At 67.6% G+C, this 26969-nt stretch carries 24 protein-coding genes; 8 read left to right on the top strand and 16 right to left on the bottom strand.

Annotated elements, in window-relative coordinates; genetic code table 11:
• The first annotated feature begins 3 nt into the window (after positions 1–3).
• Both A5764_RS12020 and A5764_RS12015 read left to right on the top strand, forming a co-directional pair.
• Complete coding sequence (locus A5764_RS12020; RefSeq protein ID WP_067113557.1) at positions 4–1179, top strand: NAD-dependent formate dehydrogenase; 1176 nt, start codon at positions 4–6, stop codon at positions 1177–1179.
• A gap of 555 nt (positions 1180–1734) precedes the next feature.
• Positions 1735–2382 carry a GntR family transcriptional regulator gene (locus tag A5764_RS12015; RefSeq protein ID WP_304441324.1) on the top strand — a complete coding sequence of 216 codons (648 nt, stop codon included), beginning with the start codon at positions 1735–1737 and terminating at the stop codon, positions 2380–2382.
• Here A5764_RS12015 and A5764_RS12010 read toward each other — a convergent pair.
• Entirely contained in the window at positions 2358–3740 is a 1383-nt protein-coding gene (locus tag A5764_RS12010) for an OFA family MFS transporter (RefSeq protein WP_067113553.1), read from the bottom strand. The two genes, A5764_RS12015 and A5764_RS12010, sit on opposite strands and share 25 nt — an antisense overlap.
• 302 nt (positions 3741–4042) lie before the next feature.
• Positions 4043–5272 (bottom strand): formyl-CoA transferase, encoded by a 1230-nt coding sequence (frc, locus tag A5764_RS12005; RefSeq protein ID WP_067113552.1) that lies wholly within the window; start codon positions 5270–5272, stop codon positions 4043–4045.
• Positions 5273–5770: 498 nt separating this feature from the next.
• Between frc (A5764_RS12005) and A5764_RS12000 the strand changes: the two genes are divergently transcribed.
• A complete protein-coding gene (locus A5764_RS12000; RefSeq protein WP_067113546.1) occupies positions 5771–7114 on the top strand; it encodes an OFA family MFS transporter in 1344 nt (447 codons plus the stop codon).
• Between the two features lie 265 nt (positions 7115–7379).
• Here A5764_RS12000 and frc (A5764_RS11995) read toward each other — a convergent pair whose 3' ends face one another.
• From frc (A5764_RS11995) to A5764_RS11985, 3 genes are all read right to left on the bottom strand, one after another.
• The gene (gene frc, locus A5764_RS11995; RefSeq protein WP_067113758.1) at positions 7380–8636 is read right to left on the bottom strand and encodes a formyl-CoA transferase; all 1257 of its coding nucleotides are present in this window, start codon (positions 8634–8636) and stop codon (positions 7380–7382) included.
• Between the two features lie 77 nt (positions 8637–8713).
• Complete coding sequence (oxc, locus tag A5764_RS11990) at positions 8714–10438, bottom strand: oxalyl-CoA decarboxylase (RefSeq protein WP_067113544.1); 1725 nt, start codon at positions 10436–10438, stop codon at positions 8714–8716.
• A gap of 166 nt (positions 10439–10604) precedes the next feature.
• The gene (locus A5764_RS11985) at positions 10605–11597 is read right to left on the bottom strand and encodes a LysR family transcriptional regulator (RefSeq protein ID WP_082951660.1); all 993 of its coding nucleotides are present in this window, start codon (positions 11595–11597) and stop codon (positions 10605–10607) included.
• Positions 11598–11761: 164 nt separating this feature from the next.
• On the opposite strand from A5764_RS11985, the gene A5764_RS11980 reads away from it, so the two are divergent.
• Positions 11762–12259 (top strand): PAS domain S-box protein, encoded by a 498-nt coding sequence (locus A5764_RS11980; protein ID WP_231989688.1) that lies wholly within the window; start codon positions 11762–11764, stop codon positions 12257–12259.
• A 36-nt stretch (positions 12260–12295) separates the two neighbouring features.
• Here A5764_RS11980 and A5764_RS11975 read toward each other — a convergent pair whose 3' ends face one another.
• From A5764_RS11975 to A5764_RS11955, 5 genes are all read right to left on the bottom strand, one after another.
• Entirely contained in the window at positions 12296–13546 is a 1251-nt protein-coding gene (locus A5764_RS11975) for an acyl-CoA dehydrogenase family protein (RefSeq protein WP_067113541.1), read from the bottom strand.
• Positions 13547–13568: 22 nt separating this feature from the next.
• Positions 13569–14759, bottom strand: a complete 1191-nt coding sequence (locus tag A5764_RS11970; protein WP_067113538.1) for a lipid-transfer protein — start codon at positions 14757–14759, stop codon at positions 13569–13571.
• A gap of 148 nt (positions 14760–14907) precedes the next feature.
• Positions 14908–15810, bottom strand: a complete 903-nt coding sequence (truB, locus tag A5764_RS11965) for a tRNA pseudouridine(55) synthase TruB (RefSeq protein ID WP_067113535.1) — start codon at positions 15808–15810, stop codon at positions 14908–14910.
• Complete coding sequence (locus A5764_RS11960; protein ID WP_067113533.1) at positions 15807–16490, bottom strand: 4'-phosphopantetheinyl transferase; 684 nt, start codon at positions 16488–16490, stop codon at positions 15807–15809. Before A5764_RS11960 ends, truB begins: the two co-directional genes overlap by 4 nt.
• Entirely contained in the window at positions 16487–17452 is a 966-nt protein-coding gene (locus A5764_RS11955; protein ID WP_067113531.1) for a metallophosphoesterase, read from the bottom strand. The genes A5764_RS11960 and A5764_RS11955 overlap by 4 nt, the downstream gene beginning before the upstream one ends.
• 162 nt (positions 17453–17614) lie before the next feature.
• Here A5764_RS11955 and A5764_RS11950 point away from each other — a divergent pair, with 162 nt between their 5' ends.
• The gene (locus tag A5764_RS11950) at positions 17615–18199 is read left to right on the top strand and encodes a DUF3558 domain-containing protein (RefSeq protein WP_067113755.1); all 585 of its coding nucleotides are present in this window, start codon (positions 17615–17617) and stop codon (positions 18197–18199) included.
• Between the two features lie 27 nt (positions 18200–18226).
• On the top strand, positions 18227–19915 hold the full coding sequence (locus A5764_RS11945) for a CocE/NonD family hydrolase (protein ID WP_067113529.1): 1689 nt from the start codon (positions 18227–18229) through the stop codon (positions 19913–19915).
• 51 nt (positions 19916–19966) lie between these two features.
• On the opposite strand, the gene A5764_RS11940 is transcribed toward A5764_RS11945, so the two are convergent.
• Together A5764_RS11940 and A5764_RS11935 are read right to left on the bottom strand one after the other, a co-directional pair.
• The gene (locus A5764_RS11940) at positions 19967–20536 is read right to left on the bottom strand and encodes a DUF1802 family protein (RefSeq protein ID WP_067113522.1); all 570 of its coding nucleotides are present in this window, start codon (positions 20534–20536) and stop codon (positions 19967–19969) included.
• A gap of 7 nt (positions 20537–20543) precedes the next feature.
• The gene (locus A5764_RS11935; RefSeq protein WP_067113519.1) at positions 20544–20813 is read right to left on the bottom strand and encodes a DUF2277 domain-containing protein; all 270 of its coding nucleotides are present in this window, start codon (positions 20811–20813) and stop codon (positions 20544–20546) included.
• Positions 20814–20965: 152 nt separating this feature from the next.
• Here A5764_RS11935 and A5764_RS11930 point away from each other — a divergent pair, with 152 nt between their 5' ends.
• Both A5764_RS11930 and A5764_RS11925 read left to right on the top strand, forming a co-directional pair.
• Positions 20966–21715, top strand: a complete 750-nt coding sequence (locus tag A5764_RS11930; protein WP_067113516.1) for an enoyl-CoA hydratase — start codon at positions 20966–20968, stop codon at positions 21713–21715.
• A 44-nt stretch (positions 21716–21759) separates the two neighbouring features.
• Positions 21760–22356 carry a hypothetical protein gene (locus tag A5764_RS11925; RefSeq protein ID WP_067113513.1) on the top strand — a complete coding sequence of 199 codons (597 nt, stop codon included), beginning with the start codon at positions 21760–21762 and terminating at the stop codon, positions 22354–22356.
• A 7-nt stretch (positions 22357–22363) separates the two neighbouring features.
• Here the strand turns inward: A5764_RS11925 and A5764_RS11920 are convergent, their stop codons facing one another.
• From A5764_RS11920 to A5764_RS11905, 4 genes are all read right to left on the bottom strand, one after another.
• Positions 22364–23374 (bottom strand): bifunctional oligoribonuclease/PAP phosphatase NrnA, encoded by a 1011-nt coding sequence (locus A5764_RS11920; RefSeq protein ID WP_156664634.1) that lies wholly within the window; start codon positions 23372–23374, stop codon positions 22364–22366.
• Positions 23349–23807 carry a 30S ribosome-binding factor RbfA gene (gene rbfA, locus A5764_RS11915; RefSeq protein ID WP_067113508.1) on the bottom strand — a complete coding sequence of 153 codons (459 nt, stop codon included), beginning with the start codon at positions 23805–23807 and terminating at the stop codon, positions 23349–23351. The genes A5764_RS11920 and rbfA overlap by 26 nt, the downstream gene beginning before the upstream one ends.
• Positions 23807–26596 carry a translation initiation factor IF-2 gene (gene infB / locus A5764_RS11910; RefSeq protein ID WP_067113506.1) on the bottom strand — a complete coding sequence of 930 codons (2790 nt, stop codon included), beginning with the start codon at positions 26594–26596 and terminating at the stop codon, positions 23807–23809. The genes rbfA and infB overlap by 1 nt, the downstream gene beginning before the upstream one ends.
• A 64-nt stretch (positions 26597–26660) precedes the next feature.
• Positions 26661–26909 (bottom strand): YlxR family protein, encoded by a 249-nt coding sequence (locus tag A5764_RS11905; RefSeq protein ID WP_369807311.1) that lies wholly within the window; start codon positions 26907–26909, stop codon positions 26661–26663.
• Positions 26910–26969 lie beyond the last annotated feature (60 nt).

The following is a 26969-nucleotide window of genomic DNA, read 5'->3' as shown; positions in this document are numbered from 1 at the left end:
TCTATGTCAAAAGTGGTGTGTGTGCTCTACGACGACCCGGTCACCGGTTACCCCACCGCGTACCCGCGTCAAGGCCTGCCTCGGCTGGACCGCTACCCGGACGGCCAAACCCTGCCCACCCCGTCGGCGATCGACTTCGCGCCCGGCGCATTGCTCGGCAGCGTTTCCGGAGAACTGGGGCTGCGCTCCTATCTCGAGGACCTCGGCCACGAATTCGTCGTGACCTCGGACAAAGAAGGCTCCAATTCGGTCTTCGATCAGCACCTTTCCGACGCCGAAGTGGTGATATCCCAACCCTTCTGGCCCGCCTACCTGACTGCCGAGCGAATCGCGCGCGCTCCCAAACTCAAGCTGGCCGTCACCGCCGGAATCGGTTCCGATCACTACGACCTGGATGCCGCGATCGACCACGGCATCACGGTGGCTGAAGTCACGTTCTGCAACAGCATCAGCGTCGCCGAGCATGTCGTCATGATGATCCTGTCGCAGGTCCGCAACTACCTGCCGTCCTACCAATGGGTCATCGACGGCGGCTGGAACATCGCGGACTGCGTGCAACGCTCTTACGATCTCGAGGGAATGCACGTCGGCACCGTCGCCGCCGGTCGAATAGGGCTGGCGGTGCTGCGCAGGCTCGCGCCGTTTGACGTCCATCTGCACTACACCGACAAGCACCGGCTGCCCGGCGACGTCGAGCAACAACTGAACCTCACCTATCACCCGAGCGTGCAGGACATGGTTCCCCACCTCGATGTCGTGACCATCAACGCTCCGCTGCACCCCGAAACTCGTGGGTTATTCAACGACGAGCTGATCGCCACGATGAAACGCGGTGCATACCTTATCAATACGGCACGGGCGCTCATTTGTGACCAGGAGGCGATCGTTCGCGCCCTGCAGAGCGGGCAGTTGGCCGGCTACGCCGGCGACGTGTGGTATCCGCAGCCGGCACCGGCCGACCACCCGTGGCGGACTATGCCTCATCACGGCATGACGCCGCACATCTCGGGGTCCACGTTGTCGGCGCAAGCCCGGTATGCGGCCGGTACCCGGGAAATCCTGGAGTGCTACTTTTCCGGAAAGCCCATCCGGGATGAATACCTCATAGTCGACGGGGGCGCCTTAGCCGGTGTGGGAGCGCGCTCGTACACGGCCAGAGCCACCTCCGAGGTGGGGTAGCACCGGGTCGGTCCAGGCCGATAGCCGCCGTTGGGCACTCCCGCACCCACCGTCGGCCCGGGAGTGCACAACGGCTCGGCGCAACACGTTTTCGCGCGTTCCACCGCACATCCGCCATTCCGCCGCCATTTCGCCGCCAGGACGCCTTCGGTTCCAGCGCTTTGCCGCCCATGCTGCGCGTGCCTGGCCCGGTCCGGGCGAGCGCGTACCCGCCGTCGCCTGAGGCCGTGACCGTGACTACCTAGCCGCGCAGACAGCCCGTCCGGCGCGCCGCCCACCGAATTGCGGCTACTCCTCCAGCAAGCTGTATTCTGTATCCAATCGCCGGGCTCGAGGACCCATCCGTTGACCGGGTCTGCCGCACAGGTCACAGCGTCGTGGCTGCATTTTGGATGCTGTGAACTGTATGCTGAATACCTGAGAGTCTCCAGTGCGGCAACTGTCATGGGCACAACGACGAGAGCAAGGAAAGGCTTCATGGTGTCAATCCGGGCGAGGGAAGCAAGCGGTGGATCGCCGGCCGGCGGACGAATGCGTTTGGAGCGTCCGGCACCCTTGCGCGAGGCGGCCTACGAAGCGCTTGTCGAGATGATCGTGACCCGTGAGCTGCAGCCCGGCCAGCACCTGGTGGAAAACGAACTGGCGGTCGAGCTCGGAGTCAGTCGACAACCGGTTCGAGAAGCGTTGCAACGCTTGCAAAGTGAGGGGTGGGTAGACCTGCGTCCCGCCTTGGGCGCTTTCGTACATGTGCCCACCGACGCCGAGGCGGATGAACTGCTGGCCGTACGCACCCTGCTAGAGGCCGAGTCGGCCCGGCTGGCCGCGCGTCAGGCCAAGCCGCCAGCGGTAGAGCGCCTGTGGGAGCTGCACCGTGCCGGCGAAAAGGCGCTCGCGGGCGGCAGCACGGACGACCTGGTCGCCGCCAACGATGCCCTGCACGCCCACATCGTTTCCATGTCGGGCAACAGCGTGCTGGCCGATCTGATCGCCCAGGTCGGCCGCCGGGTGCGCTGGTATTACCAGCCGATTGCCCTGACCCGTGGCAAAGACGCCTGGGACGAACACGCAGAGCTCATCACCGCCATCGCCGCGCGCAGCGGCAGGCGTGCCGGCGACCTGATGCGCCGACACACCGAACGCACCCGCGAGACGTATCACCAACGACGTCAAGAAGCCGCTCAAGGAGCCGAGGGCGTGGCCTGAGCAAGCAAGCCCCCCTCCTCGGCGCCCCTTGCCCGGCGGCCCGGCTGTCTCAGGAGCGCCGCGGTGATCGCTGAGAGCAGCGCGCTTGCCGCGGCCACCCAATAGGCTCCGGTGTAGCCCCACGCATCAATCACGCTCGCGCCCACACCAATTCCGAGCACGGAGCCCACCAGCTTCGCGCTGTAGACGATTCCGTAGTTGCTGGCGTTGTTGTTTTCGCCGAAGTAGTCGGTGGTCAGGGTGGCGAACAACGGATAGAAGGCGCCGCCGCCAAATCCCACGAGCACGGCGAAGAAAATGAAAGCGATCTGGTTTTTGGCCAGGCCGGTGTAGAGGAGGCCGATGAGCGCCACGACCGATACGAGCAGCACGACGAGCAGGGTCTGCTTACGTCCGATCCGGTCGGAGACCAAGCCGGTCGCGGCCCGGCCGACGCCGTTGATGACCGAGAGGGCGCCGGCCGAGGACGCCACTATCAGCGCTCCAAAACCAAGGTGTTTGGCGAACGGGACCATATAGCTGATGCCGAAGAGGGAAACGCCGGTGGTGATTCCCAACGACACCCACATCAGGGGCAGCATGCCAGTCTTTATGGCCTCGGGCGGTGTGTACTGCCGGACGGCAGGAGGGTTTTTTCTCAGGCTCCTGGTGTGGGATTCGTTGGCGGCCGCGTTGTGCAACGGGTCGACCTCTGCCGGCCACCAATTCTTCGGCGGGTCTTGGAAGTAGGCGCCACATACCGCGACGACCACCAGCATGAAAGCACCCACTAAGTCGAGGACCCATACGTAGGTGTTCGGGCGCAGAGCGTAGCTGAAAATGAAGATGAACGGCACTGCCCCGTAGGCGAATCCCCCACAGACGAAACCTGTTTTGGCCCCTCGCCGTTCTGGGTACCACTTGCCCACAATGGTGATCCCCGTCGAGTACACCAAACCCACGCCGCACCCGCCGCACACGGCAAAGCCGAGAAAGGCGAGCAGCAGATTGCTGCTGTGCGCAACCGTGATGAAGCCAACCCCGGAGAGCACCGCGGCGGCCAGCATGGTGGACCTGGCGGAGGTGATGCCCTTTTCGCGGAGCCGGCCGGCGGGGTAGGCGACGGCTGCCTGAAACACCGCCCACATTGAGAGCAGCCAGAATGTCTGGGCAAGGCTCCAACCATGCGCGTGCCTCAAAGTGTCTGCGGCCGCGCCATAGCCGTACTCGAAGACGCTGACTGCCATCATGGCGATCCATGGCAGCCAAACCATTGAAGCCCGGGATCTGCCGAGAAGATCCCGGTCACTTTCTCCGACGCGATAGACGCGTCCGTTCGCGTCGGCTATCTCGCGATAGGTTGCGAGGGTTGAAGACATCGTGGACTCACTTTCGAATAAGAGCGGGGAGGAGGCTGTGCGCGCCGAACGGCGGCGGCGATTGGACTACTGGTTGCGCTTGCAGAGGGTTTGGAGGCGCCCCACCTCGGGCGGTGCACGTCCAGTGATCACGTCCGTCCAGTGGACGTCGCGCGCTTCGCCCGGAACCCTGTACCAGGGCCGGCCAGCGAGCACCCACGTCGGTCTCGAACCGGGTGCCGCGCCGCCATCTCCCATAACCGGGTCCTCTTCCCCCGAGCCAGTGAATCGTTAGCCGTTCCTGAACAGTCAGCGCCGAGCGTTCAGATGACTCCGGCACTTTTGAACAGCCGCAGCTGTTCTGGCGAGTAGCCGAGCTCTGTGCAGATGCCTTCCGTGTGCTCGCCTAGCATCGGCGAACGAGTGATGGTCACCGGTGAGTCCGAGAGCCGAAGTGGGCTGCCGACGGTCTTGAACGGCCCGCGCTCGGGGTGATCGACGGTGACGATCATGCCGAGTTCGGCCAGGGTCTCGTCCTCGATGAGTTCTTTGGTGCTGAGCACCGGGCCGCAGGGGACGTTCAGGGCGGTGAGCGCCTCCATCGCCTCCCATTTGGTGTGGCGTTGGCTCCAGTCCTCGATAAGGGCAAACACCTTGTCCAGCTTCGGGAGTCGATCTTCGGGCCGCGCCCAATCGGGGTGGTCGGCCAGCTCAGGCCGGCCGATCAGCTCCGCGAGCGGGGCCCACACGGCGGGCTGGACGATGATGTAGATGTAGTCATTAGGCCCGCAGCCCTTGGTTCTAACCGCCCATCCCGGCTGCCCGCCTCCGGAGGCGTTCCCCGAGCGCGGCACCTCGTCACTGAAGCACTCGTCGGGGTATTCATGCAGCGAGCCGCGGACGAGTCGTTGCTGATCGCGCAGCTTCACCCGACAAAGGTTGAGCACGGCATCTTGCATCGCGACCTCGACACGCTGTCCCCGGCCGGTGTTGGTGCGCTGGTAAAGCGCGGCAAGAATTGCTGCCACCAAATGGATTCCGGTACCTGAGTCGCCGATCTGTGCACCCGTGGCGGTGGGCGGCCCGTCCGGGAAGCCGGTTGTGGCCATTGAGCCGCCCATTGCCTGCGCGATGATTTCGTAGGCTTTGAAGTTGAAGTACTTGCCGGGGCCGAATCCCTTGATCGAGGCATAGATGAGCCGCGGGTTGATCTCCTGCAGCCGCGCCCAGCTGAAGCCGAAGCGGTCGACGACGCCCGGGCCGAAGTTTTCGACGAGGATATCGACACCGGACACCAGTCGGGTGAAGATCTCCTTGCCCTCATCACTTTTCATGTTGAGGGTGACGCTGCGTTTGTTGCAGTTGAGCATCGCGAAGTAGAGGCTGTCCACCCCCGCGATGTCGCGAAGCTGTGTGCGGGTGACATCTCCCTTGCCTGGCGCCTCGAGCTTGATGACGTCTGCGCCCAGCCAGCCCAGCATCTGCGTGGCCGAGGGGCCGGATTGAACGTGCGTCAGGTCGAGCACGCGCACACCATCGAGCGCCGTACTCACGAAATCCCCCGACCGAAGCCGTCGGGACGATGCGGGGTTTGGCTGCCCGCGGGCGCCGCGCAGGTGCGGCGGGGGTCACGGTCCCCGGCACGGGGGCCCATCGCGAAGGTGTTCGTACCCATTACCTCGACATCCTTGAGTCGGCCGCCGGCCAAACCTGTTCGCGCTTAACGGCTGGACGACAGCAGCCCGCATGGGCCCGCCTTGTGTACCGCAGACTGTATACGGTATGCGATAAGTGTTACCTCGATTACACCGCGTTGTCTAGCGGCGGATGAGGTTTTGTTTACCGAAGCGGCCGCGGCGCGCCCTCGGCGAGAATTGACGCCTGTGGCAAAAGCATCGCCACTCATGCCCAAATTCGTTTGCCGAAGCCGTTGTGCGCGAGGCGCTCACGGACTTCTCTGGCCCCGTCACCGCTTTCCATCCACACTTCGGTGGACACATCACCGTTATGGGGGTACAACGGTTGGATACTGTATACAGCAAGGGTGGGATATGGACTCGCACGGTGAGGGAATCGCAGTCGTGCAAGTCAGGGATTTGCACGGACGCTCCTACCGCGTGGGCGAACGCCCGCACGACATCATGTCGCGTTCGAGGACCTGGATGCTGTGGTTGCCCTGGACGGCCATGGCCTGCCTCAGCGTTCTCCAATACGGCTACGGTGTGGCGGCCGTCGCTCTGCGCAGGACTGACGAAGGTCCCGGTGTCTTCTGGGTGCTTGCCCTATGGGTGGTGTGTCAAGCCGGCGTTGCGGCGGCGACGGCGGCGTTGCGCCATCGCGTCGGGTTCGGGCCCTCGCGAGCGATGCTAATCGGCGCTGTCTTATGCGCTGCCGGCCCGTTAACTGTCGCTACCACAAACAGTTTCGGGATTGCGGTGCTGGGCTATTCTCTGCTCGGTGGCGCCGGCGGTGGGATCGTATATGGCACGTGCGTGTCCGTTGTGGCCAAGTGGTATCCGGAGCGACGTGCGTCGAGGGTCGGGCTGGTGTCCGGGGCTTTCGGCTACGGATCGGTGCCGTTCATCGCAGTGTTCGCCGCCGTCCTGGCACCGCAGAACCGCGGTCCGGTCTTTACCGCTGTAGGGATCTGCATTCTGGTGGTGGTGGCGCTCTGCGGCCTGTTCTTTCGTGACCCGCCGCCCGGGTGGTGGCCGGCCGAAGTCGACCCGAAAATGTGGGCGGTCGACAAGCGCTTGAACCGCAGCCTGCTGAGCAATGCCCCTGCGATACGTCAGTATTGGCCCAGCGAGACCGTGCGAACACAGACCTTCGCACTGGTGTATCTCATCGTCGTGTTGTCGTCCGCGGCGGCGTTGCTGGCCATCGTGTATCTACCGGAGTTGGCGATCGACAGCGGTTTTGGGCTGGCGCTGGGCGCGGCTGCGGTGGCCCTGCTTGCGGTGGTCAACGGTTGCGGGCGCAGCGTTGCCAGCTGGCTTTCCGATCGTTTCGGGCGCCGTCGAACGTTGAGCCTGGCCTTGGTGATTGAGGGCTGCGGGCTTGTGGGCCTGGCGCTTTCGGCGTCGGCGGCTTCGCCCGCCGGGTTCATGGCTTCCGCGGCGCTCAGTGGCCTGGCCGGCGGTGCGTTTTATTCGCTGTTGCTGGGTATGGTCGCCGACTATTTCGGGGAACGCAGTGCCGTCGGGAACTACGGCCTCGTTTATGGCGCCAAGCTGTTCGGGGGCGTCCTCGGAGTGGGATTGCCTGCATCGCTGGTCCCGGCGCAGCGGCTGGAGATGGCCTTCATCGCGGCCGGCCTGCTGTGCTTGGGCGCCGCGCTCTTGCCGCGGCTGCTCCGGCGTCCCGGTTACCCCGTGTGCAGCATCGGCTTTTGACGGATTTCGGCGGTTTTGACGGGTGCCCGACGACGGGGCCTGGCGGCGGCCATCGTTATCCCCCGCGCATGCGGTAGCGGTCTGTGGTAACGGCCGGGGCAGTGTCAGCGGAGGACTCCGAGGACAGCTCGCATCCGATCACGGTCTCCCCGCGCTGGCAATCCTCGTGCACCGCAAGTGATCCGACGGTGCTGCGAACCAAGCGAATGGCCCCAGGCTACTTGCCTGGGGCCATTCGTAGGATGCACCGATACCGGGCGCCGTCTTAGACGACGATATTGTTCTCCCGCCACGTGGCGATTGTGGCGGCGTCATAACCGAGTTCGGTAAGGACATCGTCGGTGTGCTCGCCGAGGAGCGGTGCGCCCTTGATCTCGGGCTTGAATTCCGAGAACTTGATCGGGCTGCCGACGGTCAGGAAGCTGCCGCGGCCTTTCTGCTCCACCTCGACGATGCTGCCGCTCTTGCGCAGGTCGGGGTCAACGGCAAGCTCTTTCATGGAGAAGACCGGTGCGCACGGCACCTCCCACTTGCGCAAGATGTCGACGGCCTCGTATTTGGTCTTGTCGGCCAACCACTTTTCGATCTCGGCGAAGATGTCGAAGATCTTGTCCTGCCGGGCTTGTGCGGTGTTGTAGCCGGGATCGTCAGCCCACTCCGGCCGCCCGATCGCTCCGGCGGTACGCGCCCAGTTCTGTTCCTGGACGGTGAAGTAGATGTAGGCGTTCGGGTCGGACTCCCACCCTTTGCACTTCAGCACCCAGCCCGGCTGCCCGCCGCCACCCGCGTTGCCGCCCCGCGGCACCGCGTCGCCGAATTCGCCGTGCGGGTATTGCGGGTACTCCTCCAAGTACCCCACTCGCTCCAGGCGCTGCTGGTCACGCAGTTTCACCCGGCACAGGTTCAGCACAGCGTCCTGCATCGACGCCGACACCCGCTGCCCCTTGCCCGTCTTGTCACGCCCGATCAGCGCCGTCAGGATGCCGATGAGAAGGTGCATACCGGTGTTGGAATCGCCGAGGGCGGCGCCGGTAACGGTGGGCGGGCCGTCCCAGAAGCCGGTGGTGGAGGCGCTGCCGCCGGCGCACTGCGCGACATTCTCATAGACCTTCAGGTCATTCCAGGACGAGTCGTCGTTGAAGCCCTTGACCGATCCGAAGATCAGGCGCGGGTTCCACGACTGCAATTTGTCCCAGGACAGGCCCATCCGGTCCATGGCGCCGGGGGCGAAGTTTTCCACCAGCACGTCGGCCTGGCGGATCAACTTCTCCATTACTTCCAAGCCTTGTGGCGACTTCGTGTTGATGGCGAGGGAGCGCTTGTTGCTGTTGAGCATCGTGAAGTACAAGGCGTCGGTATCGGGGATGTCGCGCAATTGATTACGCGTCACATCTCCCCCGCTCGTGCGCTCGACCTTCAAGACGTCGGCTCCGAACCAGGCCAGCATCTGAGTACAGGCCGGGCCTGCCTGGACGCCGGTGAAGTCGATGACTTTCAGGCCGGCTAACGGTAGTTCGCTCATGATGCGGTTCCTCTCCTCATGCGGTGCAGTTGTCTTGGTTAGGTTTTCGGCCGGCACGGATCCGACGGTTCGGGCGATCAACGCTTGACGGAGATCCCCTTGGGGTTGAGATGGGCGATGTTGCCGCTTTCGGTGCCGTCGGACGGATCGATCACGCAATCGATCAGTGCGGGCTTCCCGGCGGCCAGGGCCTTTCGCAGTGCCGCCGCGACTTCTTCAGGCGTTTCGGCGCGGTATCCGGTACCACCGAAAGCCTTGATCATGAACTCGTGGCGGGCCTGCAGCGCCGTCGGTGCCGGGTCGGCCGAACCCGAGGGCTCATCGCCGCGGTAGACGCCCCCGTTGTTGAGGATGACGGTGACAATCGGCAGCCTGTAGCGGCAGATCGTCTCCAATTCCATTCCGCTGAAACCGAAAGCGCTGTCACCCTCGATGGCGACGACGGGTTCGCCGGTCTCGACGGCGGCCGCGATGGCATAGCCCATGCCGATGCCCATGACCCCCCATGTCCCGCTATCCAGCCGGCGCCGCGGTCGGCCCATGCCGATTGTGTTGCGGGTCAGGTCGAGGGCGTTCGCGCCCTCATTGACCAGGCAGACCAGCGGGTTGTCCTGAAGGACATCCCGGATTGCCTGTAAGGCGCCGAGGAACTTCATCGGGTGCGCGGTGCGCGCGGCGGTCAAACGGTCAGCCATCTTGGCGACGTTTTGCGCCGCCCTCGCCGTGAGCTCCTGGCGCCATTGCGCAGACATGCTGATCTGGGTGGGCTTGATGCGCTGCACCAGCGCATGCATCACTGATCCGATGTCACCGACGAGGGGGGCAGCGATCGGCTGATTGCTGTCCATTTCGCTCGCCTCGATGTCGACCTGAATGAACTTGGCATTGGGATTCCATTGCGGCGCATCGCCATGCCCGAGCAGCCAGTTCAGCCGCGCTCCCACCAACATGACGACATCGGCCCTGCGCAGGGCCAGCGATCGGGCGGTCGCCACGGATTGCGGATGGTCGTCGGGCAACAGTCCCTTGGCCATCGACATGGGCAGGAACGGCACCCCGGTGCTTTCCACGAATTCTCGGATCTGCGGGTCGGCCTGCGCGTAGGCGGCCCCCTTTCCCAGGATGACCAATGGCCGCTCGGCGGCGGCCAGCAGATCGATTGCGGCATCTACGGCTTCGAGATCCGGCTGCTGCCGCGGCGCCGGGTCCACGACGCGCCATACGGTGTCCGCGGCGGCTCGCGCGTCAACCACCTCTCCCAGCACGGCCGCCGGGATGTCCAGGTAAACGCCGCCGGGGCGCCCGGAAACCGCGGTGCGAATCGCACGGGCCACGCCGCGACCGATGTCTTGGGCCCGCGATACCCGGTAGGCCGCCTTGACGAAGGGCCGGGCCGCGGCCAGCTGATCCATCTCCTCGTAGTCGCCCCGTTGGAGATCAACCAGATGACGCTCGCTCGAACCCGAGATCTGCACCATGGGAAAGCAATTGGTGGTCGCGTTGGCTAGCGCCACGAGGCCGTTGAGGAATCCGGGGGCCGACACGGTCAGGCAGATACCGGGCTTTTGGGTCAAGAATCCCGCCGCTGCCGCCGCGTGCCCGGCGGCGCTTTCATGACGAAAGCCTATGTAGCGGATGCCCGATGCCTGCGCAATCCGGGCCAGATCGGTGATCGGGATGCCCACTACCCCGTAGACGGTGTGCACATCGTTGAGTTGGAGCGCGTCCACCACCAGATGAATCCCATCGGTGAGGGCACCCGCGTCCTCGGCCTCGATGTCTTCCATGGGAGCGGCGGTCATTGGTACCCTTTCCGGCGATTGGCGCCTTGCGTATTTCACTGCTGCAGTTCACTTTTCCGCACCACCGGGCGGTACGTCCAAGACTTGCTGCGACTCACTCGATAAACGCCGGTTATCACGACGGTGAGCGGATCGGACGGGCCGGGCACCGCAAGAATCGGCGCATTCAGGCCAGGGACCATCCCCCCACCGACGACGCGCTGCCAACATTCCCGTCCAGATCCGCGTCGAAATCGCCAACTGTGTCGCGGTGGATGTCGCTGAGGCCCTCACCCAGCGACGCCCCTACCGCCACGTTCAGGAATGCCCTGGCCGCCGTGGAACCCGGCCCCGCCGCGTGAACGGCGATCGAGATCCACGCCCCCTTATTCGGCTCAACCAGGCGCAGACCTCTGACCGTGCCGGGCATCGGCATCGCTCGAATCCAGCTGTGTGGCACGATGCTTGCCCAGGCGCCGGTAGCGACGTGTGCGCACAGGGAGGCTACGGAATCCGCTTCTATCTGGGGCGTGACCGCTGCACCCACGCTGGCGAACGCGTCGTCGATGAATTGCCGGAATCGCATATCCGGGGTCAACAGCGCCAGTGGCAGCTCGGCCGCCTCCGCCCAGGTGATGGTGCGCGCGGCCGGCAAGGGCTGCTTGCCCGACACCAGCAGCACACACTGTTCTTGGTAGAGCGGCGCCACCTCTAAACCGGAATGCTCACCCGGATCGAAATGGGCGATCGCCGCGTCGAGTTCGAAAGAACGCAATTGCCGGAGCAATTCCGTTGTCGACAAACCAGAACAGACCTTGACGCGTGCCAGCGGGTGTAACGCGCAGAAAGTGGCGATGGGAAGCGGTGTTGTCGTCGACACCGTGGGACCGGTCCCGAGCCGCAGCAGCCCGGAGATGCCTGACCGCATGGCGGCCGCCTCGGCCTTCAGGCCGGCGTGCACCGCGAGAACGCGTTGGGCCCAGACGATAAGCCGTTCCCCTTCCGTGGTGAGACCCTCAAAATTGCGCCCCCGATTGATCAGAGTGACATTGAGTTCACGTTCCAACTTGGCGATCGACGCCGACAGTGCGGGTTGGGAGACGTAGCAGGCTTCCGCCGCGCGCGCGAAGTGTCGTTCCCTCGCCACCGCGACGAAATACTCCAGTTGACGTAGCAGCATTACGACTCCTCCTCGCCTTCTCGCGCGCGTGGCGCTCGAGCCAGCTGGCCCAGCGGGCGATGGTATGCAGTATCCATTATGCAGTAGACTACTACTCGTGCGTAACGTAATGGATGTGGGACGTTTCACTGAAGCGGTAAGGCCATCGAACGGAAGGGATGATCGTGAGTTCGACTGACACGGCGACACCGAGACCGCAACGAAGCCCCGCCCCGGCCAAGGCCGGCACGACGGACGAGTGGCTAGCTGGAGCCGTCGTAATTGCTGCACCCGAGGCGATTGTGGTGTCCGACCCCGAGGGAATCATCCGGTTGTGGAATGGCGGGGCGGAGCGGATGTTCGGGCATCCGGCGGCTGAGGCGGTGGGGCGAAACCTTGATTTGATCATCCCGGAGAAACTGCGGGGACGGCATTGGGAGGGCTACCGCAAGACGATGGCCACGGGACACACCCGCTACGGCGACAGACTCTTGGGTGTGCCCGCGATTCACCGGGACGGGCATCGGCTGTCGATCGAATTCAGCGTCGCCCTGCTGCGTGACGAAAACGGCCGGATTGTGGGGATTTCGGCGATAATGCGCGAGGTAACCGAGCGCCGTAACGCCGAGCAGGAGCTGCGCGCCAGGCTGGCCGAACTCGAGAAGAACCAAACCGCAGGCTGAGCCATGGCTGGCCCGACGGCACCCGTGGCCGCCGGCTCAATCGGCCAAGAGCCCCTTGGCGATGTGGGTGACCTGAACCTCGTTGCTGCCGGCGTAGATCATCAGCGACTTGGCGTCGCGGGCCAGCTGCTCCACCCGGTACTCGGCCATGTAGCCGTTGCCGCCGAACAGTTGCACGGCCTCCATCGCGACGTCAGTGGCCGCCTCCGACGAGTACAGCTTGATCGCCGACGCCTCGGCCAGCGTCAGCGGTTTGCCCGCCTGCTGCCGCTCGATGCTGTGAAACACCATGTTCTGCACGTTCATTCGGGCGATCTCCATCTTGGCCAGCTTGAGCTGGATCAGCTGGAACTGCCCGATGTTGCGGCCCCACAGCGTGCGAGTCTTGGCGTATTCCACGCACAGCCGGTGGCATTCGTTGATGATGCCCAGCGCCATCATCGCGATCCCGATCCGTTCGGCCGCGAAATTGTCGCGGGCGCTGTCGCGGCCGTCCCCGGCGGCGTGCTGTTCGCTTTCGCCGAGCAGGCGGTCGGGAGTCAGCCGCACGTTGTCGAAGAACAATTCGCCCGTCGGCGAGGACATCATGCCCATCTTCTTGAACGGCTTGCCCTGCGTCAGGCCCGGCATGCCCGCATCGAGCACAAAGACGAGCACCGGCCGGTTGCGCGGATCCAGAGCGGAGTCACCGTCTTCGGCGAGTTTGGCGTAGACCACCAGCACGTCGGCGCTGGGCCCGTTGGTGATGAACGTCTTCTGCCCGTTGAGGATGTAGGCCCCATCCCCGTCGCCGGAGCGCCGGACGGTGGTCTTCATGCCGCCGAACGCATCCGAGCCCGAGTCCGGCTCGGTGATGGCCCACGCCGCGATCTTTTTCAGCGTCATCAGGTCGGGCAGCCAGCGCTCCTTCTGGGCCAGCGTGCCGCGGCTCATGATGGTCGCCGCCCCCAGCCCGAGGCTGACCGAAGCGGTGCTCAGCAATCCGATGCTGACCCGGGCCAATTCGGAGACCAGCACGGCGATCATCGACGCCTGGGCGCCCATCCCCCCGGAATCGCCGGCGCTTTCCCGCTTTTCGCTCTTCCCCGCGCGCTCGCGCTCCAGCATGGACTTGACCGACTCGGCCGCCATCGCGTCGAGGCCGAATTGGCTGAACAGCTTGCGCGCGATCGGGTAGGGCGACAGCTCGCCCGTTTCCAGCTCGTCGAGATGCGGCCGAATCTCCTTGTCGACGAAACGGCGAACCGCGTCGCGAACCATCAGATCGGTGTCGGACCACTCGATCACGGTGTGCCCCCGGGTGCGCGGTTCAGCGTTCGGCGCGCTGGTACGCCGTCACGACGGCGGCGCCACCGAGACCGATGTTGTGCTGCAGCGCCGCGCTCACGTTGTCGACCTGGCGCGCCTCAGCGGCCCCCCGCAGCTGCCAGGTCAGTTCGGCGCACTGCGCCAAACCCGTGGCGCCCAGCGGGTGCCCCTTGGAGATCAGCCCGCCGGACGGGTTGACCACCCAACGCCCGCCATAGGTGGTGTCGCCGTTGTCGATCAGCTTCGGCGCCTCACCGGGGCCGCACAGGCCCAGCGCCTCGTACAGCAGCAGCTCGTTGGCCGAGAAGCAGTCGTGCAGCTCGATCACCTGGAAGTCCTCGGGACCCAGCCCAGACTGCTGGTAAACGCGTTGCGCCGCTTGGACGTTCATATCGTAGCCGATGAGGTTCTTGGCGCTGCCATCGAACGTCGAGTCGAAGTCGGTGGTCATCGCCTGGCCGACGATCTCCACCGCCTGCCCCGCCAGCCCGTGGCGCTCGACGTAGGACTCCGAGGCCAGGATCGCCGCGCCCGAACCGTCCGACGTCGGCGAGCACTGCAGCTTGGTCAGCGGGTCGGAGATCATCCGCGACGCCAGCACGTCGTCGAGCGTGTAGGACTCCTGGAACTGGGCGAAGGGGTTGTTCACGGAGTGCTTGTGGTTCTTGTAGCCGATCTTGGCGAAATGCTCGGCGGTGGTGCCGTATTGCCGCATGTGCTCGCGGCCGGCGGCGCCGAACATCCACGGTGCGACGGGCATCGCGAACTCGTCGATCTCGGCCATCGCCTTGACGTGTTTGCCCATCGGGGATTCCCGGTCCTGGGCGCCGCCGCTCAGCGAGCCGGGTTGCATCTTCTCGAAGCCGAGTGCGATCGCGCAGTCCACGATGCCGCCGCGGATGGCCTGGGCCGCCAGGAACAGCGCGGTCGAGCCGGTCGAGCAGTTGTTGTTGACGTTGACGATCGGGATGCCGGTCATGCCGAGCTCGTAGAGCGCCCGCTGCCCGGACGTCGAATCGCCGGCGACATAGCCGACGTAGCCCTGCTCGACGTCGCGGTAGTCGATGCCGGCGTCGGCCAGCGCGTTGGTCCCCGACTCGCGCGCCATGTCCGGGTAGTCCCAGCCCTCGCGGCGGCCGGGCTTCTCGAACTTCGTCATGCCGACGCCGACGACGTAAACGTTGTTGGACATTTTTGGCCCCTTCCGAACGCCTTAGGCTCTCAGTCTGCAACCTGCCCGTGCCGAGCGGTCGCCCGGGACCCGTTGCGCGTTCGCCGAGCCGGTAATTTTGTAGGCCCTAGTCGCACTTTGTCTGCAGATTTACCGGCTCGGCGAGCGCCTACAGCGTCGCCGGGCGGATCACTACCACCGACTTGGTCCTTGACCCCTCGTCGCGCAGCAGCGCGATTACCCGGCCGTCGGGATCGGTGGCGGCATAGACGCCGTCGACTCCGGCCGGCGCAAGGGCCCGGCCGTTGCCGGCGGCTTCGGCCTCGTCGGCGGTCAGGTCGCGGCGGGGGAACATCAGCAGGCAGGCCTCGTCGAGGGTCAGACTCAGCCGCGGCCGCTCGGCCAGGTGCTCGAGCGATAACGCCTGGTGCAGCGCGAAGCGGCCGACGCGGGTGCGCCGCAACGACGTCAGATGCCCGCCGACGCCCAGCGCGGCGCCGAGATCGCGCGCCAGCGCCCGGATGTAGGTGCCCGACGAGCAGTCGACCTCGACGTCGACGTCAATGACGTCCGGGATTTCGGCTTCATGGCGCGCGCCCAGCATCTCGAATCGGTCGATGCGCACCGGCCGGGCTTGAAGCTGGACCGCGTGGCCCTCCCGGACCAGCCGATAGGCGCGCCGCCCGTCCACCTTGATCGCGCTGACCGCCGACGGCACCTGCTCGATCTCGCCACGCAGCCCCGCCATCGCGGCGGCGATCACCTCGGCGGTCAGGTGCCCGGCCGAAACGCTGTGCAGCAGTTCGCCTTCGGCGTCCTCGGTGGAGGTGGTCTGGCCCAGGCGGATGGTGGCGGCATACGACTTCGACGCCGCCGTCAGCAGGCCGAGGATCTTGGTGGCGCGGTCCACGCCGATCACCAGGACGCCGGTGGCCATCGGATCCAGCGTCCCCGCGTGGCCCACCCGGCGCGTGCCGAAGATGCGCCGACACCGTCCCACGACGTCGTGGCTGGTCATCCCGGCCGGCTTGTCCACCACAACCAGCCCCGGTCCGGTGGCGCTGTGGGTCATAGCACGATGGCTGTGATCACCAGCCCGCGCTCGACCGACCAGCGGCCCCGCAGCGCGGTCAGCGGCGGACCCGACAGCGCCTCCGGATCGATCAGGATTTTGGAGACGAACACCCCCGTGGATCCGCCGGGCGGATCGACGTCGAACACGATGTGGGCATCCTCGAAACCGAGCCAGCGCCTGGTCAGCGGGAACCATGCCTTGTACGTCGCTTCCTTGGCACAGAACAGGATCCGGTCCCAATGCAGGCCTTCGGGCAACGCGGCGATCTCGTGGCGTTCCTCGTCGAGCGTGATCGCGTCCAGCACCCCGTTCGGCAACACGTCGTGCGGTTCGGCGTCGATGCCCACCGAGCGCACCGCCGGGGTGCGCCCGACCACGGCGCCGCGGTACCCGGTGCAGTGGGTGAGGCTGCCCACCACGCCGTCGGGCCAGCACGGTTCGCCCTTCTCGCCCTTGAGGATCGGCGCCGGCGGCAGGCCCAGCTCGCCCAGCGCGATGCGCGCGCAGTGGCGGACGGTGATGAACTCGTTGCGCCGCTTGGCGACCGACTTGGCGATCAGCGGCTCCTCTTCGGGCAGCGGGCTCAGGCCCGGCGGATCGGAATACACCTCCGCGTACGCCAGATCCTGCGACACCGTGTCGGGCAGCACCGACGACACCAGCGTGCGGCCCGTCATCGAGACTGCCGCTGCCGCAACCGTTCCCGGAACTGCTCGGCCTGCCGGCGCATCTCCGGGGTGATCACGAAATGACCGCCGAAGTCGTTGAGATAGCCGGGCGCGTACTGGGGATCCGGCAACACCTGACGCAGCCAGCTGTACGGCTTGCGGCGCCGCCACTCCCGCGGATAGCCCACCGACACCTCCTCGAAGCGCACGCCGTCATACCAGGTGGTGCGCGGGATGTGCAGGTGCCCGTAGACCGAGCAGACGGCGTTGTAGCGGGTGTGCCAGTCGGCGGTCTTGGTGGTGCCGCACCACAGCGAGAACTCCGGGTAGAACAGCGCGTCGCAGGGTTCCCGCACCAGCGGAAAGTGGTTCACCAGGACGGTCGGCGTCATCCAGTCGAGCTCCTCGAGGCGGGCGCGGGTGACCGACAGGCGCTCGCGGCACCACGCCTCGCGGGTGGGGTACGGCTCGGACGAGAGCAGGAATTCGTCGGTGGCCACCACGTTGCGCTGCCGCGCGATCGCCAGGCCCTCGGCTTTGCTCTGCGCCCCCTCGGGCAAGAAGGTGTAGTCGTACAACAGGAACATCGGCACGATCGTGGCCGGGCCGCCGCGCTCGGTCCACACCGGGAACGGATGCTCGGGGGTGACCACGCCCAGCTCGTCGCACATGTTGACCAGATAGTCGTAGCGGGCCCGGCCGAAGACCTGCATCGGGTCGCGGTTGGTGGTCCACAGCTCGTGGTTGCCCGGAACCCAGATCACCTTGGCGAACCGCTTCCGGAGCAGGTCGAGCGCCCAGCGAATCTCGTCGGTGCGTTCGCCGACGTCGCCGGCGACGATCAGCCAGTCGTCGGGCGACGACGGGTACAGCGATTCGGTGACCGGCTTGTTGCCGAGGTGCCCGGTGTGCAGGTCGGATACCGCCCACAGCGTCGGCTGCGCGCCGTTCGTCGATTCCTGTCCCGCCACGACTAAACAGCCTAACGACCCGTCTGAGTAGCCGGTTTCGCCCAGGCCCTTGCTCGCGGGATTAGAACGTGTTCTTGTTTCACTGTGACCGTGCTGAGGCGACTTGTACACTCCCGCGAGGGGAGCGCCGAGGCGTGACCGGGCGGGGGTAGGGAGATGTCAGTGTTCGCCAGGGTGCGTCTGTTGGGTGCGGTCGCAGCGCTGGTCACCGCGGTCGTAGGCGGCGCGGTGGGCTGGCGGCACGTCCCGCCGGGCCCGGCCGCGGGTGGGACGGTCGAGCTGCGGTCGACCGCCCAGCCGATGGAAACCACCATGAAGAGTCCCATCGTGGCGACCACCGACCCGCGCCCCTTCGACGCGTGCGAGGACATCCCGTTCGGCGCCCTCCAGGGCCTGGGGTTGGCGTTCACGCCGCCCGAACACGAGGACGGCCTGCGCTGCCACTTCGACGCGGGCAACTACCAGCTGGCCGTCGAGCCGATCATCTGGCGCACCTACGAGGCGTCCCTGCCGGCCGACGCCGTCGAGACCACGGTCCAGGGTCACCGCGCCGCGCAGTACTGGGTGATGAAGCCGACCTATCACAACAGCTACTGGTATTACTCGTGCATGGTCGCGTTCAAGACCAGCTACGGGGTGCTGCAGCAGGCGCTGTACTTCTCGACGATCTACTCCAACCCCGAGGTCGACTGCATGTCGACCAATCTGCAACGCGCCAACGACCTCGCGCCCTACTACAAGTTCTGAGCGCCGCGCGCATCTAGCCTGGGGATCGTGAGTACCACGACCACCCGGCCGGCGCAGCCGAAGCTGGGCACGCTGCGGCAGCTCGGCGGCAACGCCGTGGGCCGGCTGTTGGGTTTACCGGGGGCCACCACCGACTACACCGTGGAACGCGTCGGGGTGCCGATGCGCGACGGGGTCCAGCTGATGGCCGACCACTACGCGCCGACCACACCGAATCCGGTCGGCACCTTGCTGGTGCGCGGGCCGTATGGGCGCGAGTTCCCGTTCTCGCTGGTGTTCGCCCGGCTCTACGCGGCCCGCGGCTACCACGTCGTGCTGCAGAGCGTGCGGGGAACGTTCGGTTCGGGTGGCGAGTTCGACCCGATGGTCAACGAGGCCGCCGACGGCGCCGACACCGCGGCCTGGCTCCGGCAGCAGCCCTGGTTCACCGGTCGCTTCGGCACCGTCGGAGCGTCCTACCTGGGATTCACCCAGTGGGCCCTGTTGTCCGACCCGCCGCCGGAGCTGGCCGCGGCAGTCATCACCGCTGGTCCGCACGATTTCAACGACTCGGTGTGGGGCACCGGCTCGTTCGCCGTCAACGACTTCCTGGGCTGGAGCGACCTGGTGTCCCGCCAGGAGGACCCGCAGCGGATCCGGGTGGCGCTCCGCCAGCTGCAGGCGTCGCGCCGGGTCCCGCGGGCGTTGGCCGAAATGCCGATGGGCACCGGGGCGAGGGCGCTGCTGGGCGAAGGCGCGCCGTGGTTCGAATCGTGGATCGAACACACCGAGCCCGGCGATCCGTTCTGGAACGCGCGGCGGTTCGGCGACGCGCTAAACCGGGCGCGGGTGCCGGTGCTGCTGATCGGCGGCTGGCAGGACACCTTCTTGCGGCAGACGCTGCGGCAATACCGGCGCCTGCGCGACCGCGGTGTTGACGTCGCGCTCACCGTCGGCCCGTGGACGCACGCCCAACTGCTCAGCAAGGGGCTGGCCACCAGCGCGAGGGAATCGCTGGATTGGCTCGACCATCACCTGGCTGGCGCGCCCGCCCTGCGCCGCCCGAGCCGGGTCCACATCCGCGTCACCGGCTCGGACCGGGGTCAGGCCTGGCGCAACCTGCCCGACTGGCCGCCCGCCACCACCGAACGGGCGCTGTATCTGCGGCCCGGCGGCCACCTGGGCGAGACGGCGCCCACGGGCCTAAAGGGTTTGGCGCCGGCCACCTTTCGCTACGACCCGGCCGATCCGACGCCGACCACCGGCGGCCCGCTGCTGGCCCCCACCGGCGGCTACCGCGACGACGGCCGGCTGGCGCTGCGCGACGACGTGCTCGCGTTCACCAGCCTCACCCTGACCCAGGAACTGTACGTCTACGGGAACCCCGTCATCGAGCTGACGCACTCCTCGGACAACCCCCACGTCGATCTGTTCGTCCGGGTGAGCGAGGTCAGCGCCAAGGGCCGGTCCCGCAACGTGAGCGACGGGTACCGACGGCTGGGCGCCGCCCGAAAGTCGAAGAAGACCGTCAGCATCGAGCTCGACGGCATCGCCCACCGCTTTCGCGCCGGCTCACGCATCCGGGTGCTGATCGCCGGCAGCTGGTTCCCCCGCTATGCGCGCAACCTGGGCACCTCCGAGCCCGTGTTGACGGGCCGCCAATCCACGCCGGCCACCCACGCCGTGCACTACGGGCGGTCCCGGCTGCTGCTCCCGGCCGGCCCCGCCGATCCTTGAGCTGAGGGCGTCGACCCTCTGCGCCCGGCTTCGCCGCGCTTGCGATCGCCGCTAGCCGACCGCGTCGCGGACCCGCAGCGCGACCCGGTTTAGCGCTGCTTCGTCGTGCACCGGCGCGGCCAGCGAGACGTCGGCCGCCGTCAGCGGCAGCTGCACCCAGCTGGTGCAGCCCGCGTACTCCGGGGCGCGCGCGATCCGCACCGGCTCGGTCAACGGAATGACCGAGACGACCAGCACGGCCAGCTTGCGCTTGGGCCGGAAGTCGAGCCGATCGGCGCGCACCGACTCGGCGGTCCAGATGTGTAGATCCTCGATCTCCGCGAGCCCCTCGGGCCGATTGACCTCTTGCGCCGCAACGACTTTCGCCGCGGACCGCAGGATCAGGTGGTCGTCGCCTGCGTCGGCGGCGCCGGCTTCCAATAGGTCGCGATGCTCGGGCCGGACGCGCTCCGCGTGGCTGTGGGCGACCGTCGGGAACATCAGGAACTCGCGGGCCGCCAACTCGAACCGCTTCTCGCCGATGCCGCCCTTGCGTAGCAGCACCCACTGCCGCCCGGCCAGCAGCGCGTGCACCGCCGCGCCCCACTCCTTGAGCGCGGGCGCGGTGGCGGTCTGCGTCATCTGAGGGTCATTTCGCCGCGGCGAGGCGGGCCACCACCTCGGGCCGGCGCAACGGCGGGACCGTCTTCGGCGGCTGGCGGCGCGGCGGCAACGCCCGCAGTAGCCGCGTCGTCGTCTCGGTGACCTCGGCGACGGCCGCCTCGAAGGCTTCGCTGTGGGCGCTCGTCGGGCGGGTGATACCGCTGACCTTGCGCACGTACTGGCGCGCGGCCGCCGCGATCTCCTCCGGCGTGGCCGCCGGCTCGAGGCCGCGCAGTTCGGTGATGTTCCGGCACATGGCTCAACGATAAACGCGCCCGGCGGTCAACGGGGCGCATCGAGCCTGCGCTCAGCGCGCCGAGCCTGCGCCCAGCGCCTGGATTCCGGCGCGCCGACGCTCTGGGCGCAGGCTCGGCGCCGCCGCCCATCCGGCCTGGCTACCGTGATGACATGAGCGACGACATCCTGCTGATCGACACCGGCGAGCGCGTACGCACCCTGACCCTGAACCGGCCCCAGGCGCGCAACGCGCTGTCGTCGGCGCTGCGGGACCGGTTCTTCGGCGCCCTCACCGACGCGGACACCGACGACGACGTGGACGTCGTCATCGTCACCGGCACCGATCCCGTGTTCTGCGCGGGGCTGGACCTCAAGGAGCTGGGCAGCGAGTCGGCCCTGCCGGACATCTCGCCGCGCTGGCCCCCGATGACCAAGCCGGTGATCGGTGCGATCAACGGCGCCGCCGTCACCGGCGGGCTGGAGCTGGCCCTGTACTGCGACATCCTGATCGCGTCGGACCAGGCCCGATTCGCCGACACGCACGCCCGGGTGGGCCTGCTGCCGACCTGGGGGCTGAGCGTGCGGTTGCCCCAGAAGGTCGGCGTCGGCATGGCCAGGCGGATGAGCCTCACCGGGGACTACCTGTCCGCCACCGACGCGCTGCGCGCGGGCCTGGTGACCGAGGTGGTGCCGCACGACCAGCTGATGTCGACGGCCCGCGGGGTCGCGGCGTCGGTCGTGGGCAACAACCAGAATGCGGTGCGGGCGTTGCTGGCCTCCTACCACCGGATCGACGACACCCAGACCAGCGCGGGGCTGTGGCTGGAGGCGACGGCAGCCAGGCAATTCCGCACCAGCGGCGACGACATTGCTGCCAACCGGGAGGCGGTGCTGCAACGCGGACGGGCCCAGGTGCGATAACCCATAAGATCCGACCAATGCAGAGATTGACCCGGGAGGAAACGATGAGCGGTGGCCCCCTCACCTTGGGGGCCCGCACCGTGCGGGCCCTCGGCGGCCTGAGCCTGGCGGCGGCATCGGCGATCGCGGCGCCCGCGCCGCCGGCGGGCGCGCTGCCGCCCTCCGGATTTCCCAATCTCGACGGTTTCACCGCCGTCCCCGTGGACGGCTACCTGACGACCGCAGGCCCGGGCTCCCCGGCCCGGGTCAGTTTCTCCGCCACACCCACCCTGGTCTGCGACTTCTACGGCGGGCCGGCGCCGGCGCCGCAACCGTCGCAGGACATCAAGTGCAGCGGCGACATCCCGGGACTGGACGACATTTCGTTTCCGGGCGGGGGTCACCCAAGACCCGGCGATTGCGTGGTGGGCCAGGTGAATTTCAAGGGGCCCGGCTACGACTTGAGCCGGATGTCCTACGGCGGCTGCGGGGGCAACCCGCCCCCGTTGCCGTCCGGCGCCAAAGTGCTGGGTGTGGGACAGAAACTGTCCTACCTCAACGTCACCTGCGCCGTCGGACCCGACAACCTCGTCGCCTGCCTGGACACCACCAGCGGCGACCACGGATTCGTGCTGCAGCGCTCGGCCAGCTGGTCGTTCTAGCGAGCGCTCAGCCCAGCGCCACGCGCAGCGAAGCCACGACGTCGCCGGCCGAACCGGCGGTCGAGTACCCGGCGGCCAGCCGGTGGCCGCCACCGCCGAAGGTCGAGGCGACCGCGGCCAGATCCACCTCGGCCTTGGCCCGCATCGACACCGACCACTGCTGCGGGGCGACCTCCTTGAAGACGGCCGCCACCTCGGCCTGCTGGGTGGTCCGCACGATGTCGACGATGCTCTCGACCTCCTCCGGCCGAGAACTGATCCAGTCCTGATACTCGACGACCGCGTAGACCAGCCCGCGTCCGCCGGCCGCGTCCGGCAGCAAGCGGGCCGAGCCCAGCACGCGCGACAGCAGCGGGAGCCAGCCGAACGGATGGCTGTCCATCAGCGTTCGGCTGATCGCGGCGTTGTCCACACCGACGTCGACCAGCCGGGCCGCCAGGCGCAGGGCGCGGGCGCTGGCCCAGCGGAACGACCCGGTGTCCGTGGTCAGGCCGGCGTAGATGCAGTGCGCGACCTCCGGCTCGATGGGCTTGCGCCACGCGTCGAGAATGTCGGCGATCATCATCGTGGTGGAATCCGCCGACACGTCGATGAAGTTGGCCGTGCCGAACAGGTCGTTGGAGGCGTGGTGATCGATGACCAGCACCTGACCGGCGCAACCGGCCACGTCGCCCAGCCCGCCCAGCCGGTGGACGCTCGGAACGTCAACGGTCACAACGAGATCCACATCGCGGCGCATCGCCTCCGGGCTGACCAGCAGGTGGCAGCCCGGCAACGACGCCAGCGACTCGGGCAGGCTCGCCGGCGTGGCGAAACTGACCTCGACACGCTTGTCGCAGCGGTCCAGCACCAAGGCCAGTGCCAGGCCCGCGCCGATGGTGTCGGCGTCGGGGTGGACGTGGGCGATCACCCCGATCGTCTCGGCGCCCGACAGCAGATCGACGGCGCCGTGGGCGTCGACGCGTGCCCCCATGCGCGGGGCACCCGCCCGGTCAGTCTTCGGGTCGATCGTCGTCACCGGCGCTCCTGACACGGTATGGATCGGCATCCCCCGCCGGTTTCGCCCCCGACCGAACCCGCGCCACGTCGGCGTCCGCCGCGCGGGCACGGGCCAGCAACTCGTCCATTCGCTGGACGTTGTCCGACGTCGTGTCGCGGGTGAACGTCAGCGTGGGCGTGAACCGCACGCCCGTGCCCGCGCCGACCTTGGTGCGCAGCGCGCCCTTGGCCCGCTCCAGCGCGGCCGCGGCGCCGGCGTAGTCGGGCTCGTCGTCGAGCGTGCGGCCCATCACCGTGTAGAACACCGTCGCGTCGTGCAGGTCGGCGGTAACCTTCGCGTCGACGATGGTCACCCCGTCCAGCCCCGGATCCTTGATCTCGAACTCGATCGCCGAGGCGACGATGGTGAAGATCCGTTTGGCCAGGCGGCGCGCCCGGGCCGGGTCAGCCATCAGGCGCGCTCCTTCTGGACCAGCTCGTAGGACTCGATGATGTCGCCTTCCTTGATGTCGGAATAGCCCAGCGTCATACCGCATTCGAAGCCCTCGCGGACCTCGGTCACGTCGTCCTTCTCCCGTCGCAGCGAGGTGATGGTGAGGTTGTCCGCGACCACGATGTTGTCGCGCAACAGCCGGGCCTTCGCATTGCGGCGCACCACACCCGAGCTGATCATGCAGCCGGCGATGAGGCCGACCTTCGAGGAACGGAACAGCGCGCGGATCTCGGCGCGGCCGAGCTGGTTCTCCTCGTAGATCGGCTTGAGCATGCCGCGCAGGGCCTTCTCGATCTCGTCGATCGCCTGGTAGATCACCGAGTAGTAGCGGATCTCCACGCCCTCGCGGTTGGCCAGCTCCGTCGCCTTGCCCTCGGCGCGCACGTTGAAGCCGATGATGATCGCGTCCGAGGCCGACGCCAGGTTGACGTTGGTCTCGGTGATGCCGCCGACGCCGCGGTCGATGACGCGCAGCGCAACCTCGTCGTCGACCTGGATGCCCAACAGGGCCTCCTCGAGCGCCTCGACCGTACCGGCGTTGTCGCCCTTGAGGATCAGGTTCAGCTGGCTGGTTTCCTTCAGCGCCGAGTCCAGGTCCTCCAGGCTGATCCGCTTGCGGGAACGCGCGGCCAGGGCGTTGCGCTTGCGGGCGCTGCGCCGGTCGGCGATCTGGCGGGCGATGCGGTCCTCGTCGACGACGAGGAAGTTGTCGCCCGCGCCGGGCACCGACGTGAAGCCGATGACCTGCACCGGCCGCGACGGCAGCGCCTCCTCGACGTCTTCGCCGTGCTCGTCGACCATGCGGCGGACGCGGCCGTAGGCGTCGCCGGCGACCACCGAGTCGCCTACGCGCAGCGTGCCGCGCTGGACCAGCACCGTGGCGACCGGACCGCGACCGCGGTCCAGGTGCGCCTCGATCGCCACACCCTGGGCCTCCATGTCGGGGTTGGCCCGCAGGTCCAGGGCGGCGTCGGCGGTCAGCAGCACCGCCTCCTCCAGCGCCTCGATGTTGGTGCCGTTCTTGGCCGAGATGTCGACGAACATGGTGTCGCCACCGAAGTCCTCGGCCACCAGGCCGAACTCGGTGAGCTGTCCCCGGATCTTGGCCGGGTCGGCGCCCTCCTTGTCGATCTTGTTGACCGCCACCACGATCGGCACGTCGGCGGCCTGCGCGTGGTTGATCGCCTCCACCGTCTGCGGCATCACGCCGTCGTCGGCTGCCACCACCAGGATGGCGATGTCGGTGGCCTTCGCGCCGCGGGCACGCATGGCGGTGAACGCCTCGTGACCCGGGGTGTCGATGAAGGTGATCGGGCGGACGACGCCGTCGTGCTCGACCGTCACCTGGTAGGCGCCGATGTGCTGGGTGATGCCGCCGGCCTCGCCCTCGCGGACGTTGGCCTTCCGGATGGTGTCCAGCAGGCGGGTCTTGCCGTGGTCGACGTGACCCATCACGGTCACCACCGGCGGGCGGGTCTGCAGGTCTTCCTCGCCGCCCTCGTCCTCTCCGTAGGTCAGGTCGAAGGATTCGAGCAGCTCGCGGTCCTCGTCCTCGGGGCTGACGACCTGGACGTTGTAGTTCATCTCGCTGCCCAGCAGCTCGAGCGTTTCGTCGCCGACCGATTGGGTGGCCGTGACCATCTCGCCGAGGTTGAACAGCGCCTGCACCAGAGCCGCGGGATTGGCGTCGATCTTCTCGGCGAAGTCCGACAGGGACGCGCCGCGCGCCAGCCGGATCGTCTCGCCGTTGCCGTGCGGCAACCGCACGCCACCGACGACCGGCGCCTGCATCGAGTCGTATTCCTGGCGCTTCTGCCGCTTGGACTTGCGCCCGCGACGGGGCGCACCGCCGGGACGGCCGAACGCGCCGGCCGCGCCGCCGCGCTGGCCGGGGCCGCCACCACCGCCGCCACCGCCACCGGGACGGCCCCGGAAACCTCCCGCACCGCCCCCGGGCGGGGCACCAACACCGCCGCCACCGCCGCGGTAGTTACCGCCGCCCCCGTCGGAGCGGCCGCCGGGTCCACCCGGCCGCCCACCGCCGGGACGCGGGGCACCGGGCCGCGCGGGGCGGCCCTGGCCTGCGGCGCCGCCGGGACGGGGCGGCATGCTGCCGGGCGACGCGCCCGGGCGGGGCGCGCCCGGCCGGGGCGCTCCGGGGCGCGGCGCCTGCGGGCGCGGGATGGGCCGGTCGACGGGTTGTGCCGACGAGAACGGGTTGTTGCCGACCCGCGGGGTGCGCATTCCCCCGGGCTTCGGCATCGGACCGGGACGCGGGCCCGGCGTCATGCCGGGGTGCGGGCCGGGTTGTCCGGGCTGTCCGGGCTGCGCGGCTGGCGGTGCCGACGGCCGCGGGGCCGGGGTCGGCGGGGCGGGCGCGTCGCTGGTGGGCGCCGGGGCGCCCGGCGCGGCGGCCACCACGCCGCCGGCGGCGGGCCTGGGGGGCGCCGCAGTCGCTTCGCCGTTGCCGGCGGGCTTGCTGATCGCCTTGTCGAGGGCTTGATCAAGGGATTTGTCGAGCGACGCGTCGGGACCCTTAGCGGGGGCTTTCGCGGTGGCCTTCGCGGGGGCCTGGGCGGCCGGCTTGCCGCCGCCGAACGACTCGCGAAGCCGGCGGGCCACGGGAGCCTCTACCGTCGACGACGCGGATTTGACGAATTCGCCCTGTTGATTCAGCCGGGCGAGCACTTCCTTGCTGGTGACACCGAGTTCCTTGGCCAACTCGTGTACGCGGGCCTTACCTGCCACTACATCTCCTGTCTATGAGGCGACAGTCGTAGGGCCGCGCCTCGGGTTTAGCTATGACGCATTGTCATCGGGACTTCACGGTGTGCTCATGTTCTTTGCTACCTGTTCTGTCGCCGGGCGAATCGGGCGTGCTGACACGCTCAACCACCGCGGATGTGTCCAGTGGACCCGCGATGCGCAGCGCTCTGGTGAAAGCCCGCCGCCGAATCGCCTGTTGCGCGCACTGCGGCACGGGATGCAGCCAGGCACCCCGCCCCGGCAGGCTACTGCCCGTGTCAACGATCGCGGCGTATTCGCCGTTCCCGGTCGACACAGCCACCACTCGAAGCAGTTCGACGGCCAACTCTCGCTTCCGGCATCCCACGCACGTCCG

It is taken from the genome of Mycobacterium sp. 852002-51057_SCH5723018, from assembly GCF_001667035.1.
Taxonomy (GTDB): Bacteria; Actinomycetota; Actinomycetes; order Mycobacteriales; family Mycobacteriaceae; genus Mycobacterium.
Note: the sequence above shows the minus strand (reverse complement) of the source record. Positions and strands in the feature narration are given on the sequence as shown.

Coding starts and splice junctions, on each gene's coding strand:
- A5764_RS12020 (WP_067113557.1), top strand. CDS start 4: ATGTCAAAAGTGGTGTGTGTGCTCTACGACGACCCGGTCACCGGTTAC.
- A5764_RS12010 (WP_067113553.1), bottom strand. CDS start 3,740: ATGTCTTCAACCCTCGCAACCTATCGCGAGATAGCCGACGCGAACGGA.
- A5764_RS12000 (WP_067113546.1), top strand. CDS start 5,771: ATGGACTCGCACGGTGAGGGAATCGCAGTCGTGCAAGTCAGGGATTTG.
- frc (WP_067113758.1), bottom strand. CDS start 8,636: ATGAGCGAACTACCGTTAGCCGGCCTGAAAGTCATCGACTTCACCGGC.
- oxc (WP_067113544.1), bottom strand. CDS start 10,438: ATGACCGCCGCTCCCATGGAAGACATCGAGGCCGAGGACGCGGGTGCC.
- A5764_RS11985 (WP_082951660.1), bottom strand. CDS start 11,597: ATGCTGCTACGTCAACTGGAGTATTTCGTCGCGGTGGCGAGGGAACGA.
- A5764_RS11970 (WP_067113538.1), bottom strand. CDS start 14,759: ATGTCCAACAACGTTTACGTCGTCGGCGTCGGCATGACGAAGTTCGAG.
- truB (WP_067113535.1), bottom strand. CDS start 15,810: ATGACCCACAGCGCCACCGGACCGGGGCTGGTTGTGGTGGACAAGCCG.
- A5764_RS11960 (WP_067113533.1), bottom strand. CDS start 16,490: ATGACGGGCCGCACGCTGGTGTCGTCGGTGCTGCCCGACACGGTGTCG.
- A5764_RS11940 (WP_067113522.1), bottom strand. CDS start 20,536: ATGACGCAGACCGCCACCGCGCCCGCGCTCAAGGAGTGGGGCGCGGCG.
- A5764_RS11935 (WP_067113519.1), bottom strand. CDS start 20,813: ATGTGCCGGAACATCACCGAACTGCGCGGCCTCGAGCCGGCGGCCACG.
- A5764_RS11930 (WP_067113516.1), top strand. CDS start 20,966: ATGAGCGACGACATCCTGCTGATCGACACCGGCGAGCGCGTACGCACC.
- A5764_RS11925 (WP_067113513.1), top strand. CDS start 21,760: ATGAGCGGTGGCCCCCTCACCTTGGGGGCCCGCACCGTGCGGGCCCTC.
- rbfA (WP_067113508.1), bottom strand. CDS start 23,807: ATGGCTGACCCGGCCCGGGCGCGCCGCCTGGCCAAACGGATCTTCACC.